A 2,884-nucleotide genomic window follows, 5' to 3' on the forward strand; every position below is an offset into this window, starting at 1 on the left:
CAGAAGGAAACCGCTGAACGCTTGGGTATCAGTGCGGTGACTGTTTCTCGGCGAGTTAAGAAGGGGCTGGATTTGCTCAAAGAGATTATGACTAAACAGCTTTAGTTATTAGTCATTAGTCATCGATCGGCATTAGTTATACCTATTATGAAAAGTAGTGCTACATATAAATTATCAGCTACCGTCTGTAGGGAAACGGCACTGCCGTGTCCGGCCGGTGGTGAGAGCGAATGAACGATAATTTATATAAGAGAATTACTGTAGCAATACTTTTAAAAATTGGTATTAGTCAACAGTCAATAGTCAGCAGCGATCGGTAATTAGTCAGTTGCTACCAAGAACAAATTACTAATTACTAATTACTAATGACTACTAACTACTTTTTAGAGGCTGCGAACAAATTTATCTAGCCTTTCTACGGCTTTTTTAATTGTGCCTAAATCGGTGGCGTAAGACAAGCGAATGTGGTCGTCTGCACCAAAAGCAATCCCCGGAATAACTGCTACTTGCTGCTGTTCTAAGAAAGCGTCGCAAAATTCCAGAGAATTCATTCCAGTCTTGCTGATGTTGACAAACATATAGAAAGCACCGTCTGGTTTAATACAGCTAATTCCAGGGACAGCATCGAGTAATTCAAATATTACCTGCCGCCTTTCGGCAAAAGCTTGACGCATTTTTTCGACAGATTCTTGGCTGCTTTCCAAAGCTGCGATCGCCCCGTACTGTGCAAAGGTACACACGTTTGAGGTACTGTGGCCTTGAATGGTACTGGTGGCTTTAATTAATTCGATCGGCCCGGCCAAATAACCGATTCGCCAGCCTGTCATCGAGTAAGCTTTAGCAAAACCGCTGCTGATCAGGGTGCGATCGAAGATTTCTTTGCCTAGGGAACCGATGCTGACGTGTTGGGCGCCGTCATATATAATTTTTTCGTAAATCTCATCAGCAACGACTAAAATATCTCGATCGACTATCACCTCAGCCAAGGCTTTGATTTCCGCCAGAGTATACACCATTCCCGTCGGGTTAGAAGGCGAATTCAGTACAAATAACTTGGTTTTGGGAGTAATCGCTCCACTCAGTTGTTCCGGTGTAATTTTATATCCTGTAGAAGCATCAGTCTGTACAATTACTGGCTTGCCGCTAGCGAGTTTCACCATTTCAGGGTAGCTTAGCCAGTAGGGAGCCGGAATAATTACTTCCTCTCCCGGCTCGATCAGAGCCATCATCAGATTGTAGAGGGAATGCTTGCCGCCGTTGGTGACAATGATATTTTCTGGTTGATAGTTGAGATTGTTGTCGGATTGGAGTTTGCGCGCGATCGCAGCTTTTAACTGCGGTTCCCCAGCCACAGGGCCGTACTTAGTCTTCCCCTCGTCTAAAGCTTGTTTTGCTGCTGCTTTAACGTGTTCGGGGGTATCAAAGTCGGGTTCTCCCGTACTCAAACTACAGACATCAATCCCTTCGGCCTTCATGGCTTTAGCCTTAGCTGCGATCGCCAAGGTTATAGAAGGAGAAACCTCACCCACTCGTGCTGCCAACTTAATCATTGGATTTTAGATATTAGATTTTTGACTTTAGATCATAGGGTGACAAATGTTGATATTCAACCCTCTTGTTAGGGAATTATGACATTTGTTTACATAGTACGTAAAGGATTAAGCAATTAAAGAATAAAAATTAAAGAAGCTCTTAGTTTTAATTTTTATTTTTAAATTTTTAAATTTTGACGTTATTATTATAGCATTTTTGATGTCTCGTTACCCTCAACGCCGATCTGCAAGCTTATGGATCTCAAATCTCTGATTCGCGACATTCCTGATTTCCCCAAGCCGGGAATTCTGTTTCGAGACATTACAACTTTGTTGCGCGACCCGCAAGGACTCAGCTACACCATTGACAGCTTAGCGGAAAAATGCTCTGCAATGTCTGTTGACTATGTGGTGGGCATGGAATCGCGGGGCTTTATATTTGGCGCGCCGTTGGCTTATAAAATGGGAATAGGCTTTATTCCTGTCCGCAAACCAGGGAAACTGCCAGGTGCGGTTCATTTTGCTGAGTATGAGTTGGAGTATGGTGTCGATAGACTGGAGATGCACCGAGATGCGATGACATCCGGTAGCCGGGTGCTGATTGTGGACGATTTAATCGCCACTGGCGGAACAGCGGCGGCGACAGCTAAATTGTTGGAGCAAGCTGGCTGCGAGCTTGTCGGTTTTGCTTTTATCATTGAATTACAGGCTTTGGGCGGCAGGCAGAAATTGCCTGATGTGCCGATCGTCACGCTAGTGGAGTATTAGTCAGTTAAGTGTTGGCTGTTAACTGTTGACTGTTGGCAGTTAACAGTTGACTGCTGAATAAAGACTACTGACACATAATATCGTTGCCGTTGGCATCGTAATAATAATTTTCGGAGTGCAGTGCGAGCGTTCCACTCAGTTTCGAGAGTATAATTCCGATGGAACCCCATTGGATCTAACAATTAACTAATGATACCAGTTCTAAAAAAGAATGCAAATGTAAGCCTGTATTCCCAACCCTGGCATTTATGAGCGATTCACAATTACTCAATCTAAAATCTAAAATCTAAAATCTAAAATCGTATGACTTCTCTTAAATTGAATCAAAATTCGCGAGGGTTGAGTTCTCTGTTTGGCGGCGAGACAAAAACTTATGTTTTCAAGCGACTGTTGCAGGCACTTTTAACCCTATTTTTGGCATCGGCTCTTTGTTTTGCAATTATTGAGCTAGCACCGGGAAATTACTTGGATACTTTGAGCCAAAATCCCAAGATTTCGCCGGAGACTCTCAAGCAACTCGAACAGCAGTTCGGCTTAGATAAACCAGCGATTGTGCAGTATTGGCTGTGGCTGCAACAAATTGT

3 protein-coding genes and 1 pseudogene are annotated in these 2,884 nt (G+C 43.4%); 3 read left to right on the top strand and 1 reads right to left on the bottom strand.

Annotated elements, in window-relative coordinates; genetic code table 11:
- On the top strand, positions 1-105 hold a 105-nt coding region (locus tag QUA38_RS28290), incomplete at its 5' end, for a sigma factor-like helix-turn-helix DNA-binding protein (RefSeq protein ID WP_333167742.1).
- A 278-nt stretch (positions 106-383) separates the two neighbouring features.
- Here the strand turns inward: QUA38_RS28290 and QUA38_RS28295 are convergent.
- Positions 384-1,550 carry a pyridoxal phosphate-dependent aminotransferase gene (locus QUA38_RS28295; protein WP_333167740.1) on the bottom strand — a complete coding sequence of 389 codons (1,167 nt, stop codon included), beginning with the start codon at positions 1,548-1,550 and terminating at the stop codon, positions 384-386.
- Positions 1,551-1,787: 237 nt separating this feature from the next.
- Here QUA38_RS28295 and QUA38_RS28300 point away from each other — a divergent pair, with 237 nt between their 5' ends.
- Positions 1,788-2,300: an adenine phosphoribosyltransferase gene (locus QUA38_RS28300; protein ID WP_333040475.1), complete on the top strand. Its 513-nt coding sequence runs from the start codon at positions 1,788-1,790 to the stop codon at positions 2,298-2,300.
- A 303-nt stretch (positions 2,301-2,603) separates the two neighbouring features.
- A pseudogene (locus QUA38_RS28305) lies at positions 2,604-2,884 on the top strand (ABC transporter permease); the annotation flags it as partial.

Origin of the sequence: Microcoleus sp. Pol12B4, from assembly GCF_036701385.1 — a bacterium.
Taxonomy (GTDB): domain Bacteria; phylum Cyanobacteriota; class Cyanobacteriia; order Cyanobacteriales; family Microcoleaceae; genus Microcoleus.

Bases quoted from the DNA above. Each gene is read 5' to 3' on its own strand.
- QUA38_RS28295 (WP_333167740.1), bottom strand. From the start codon at position 1,550: ATGATTAAGTTGGCAGCACGAGTGGGTGAGGTTTCTCCTTCTATAACC.
- QUA38_RS28300 (WP_333040475.1), top strand. From the start codon at position 1,788: ATGGATCTCAAATCTCTGATTCGCGACATTCCTGATTTCCCCAAGCCG.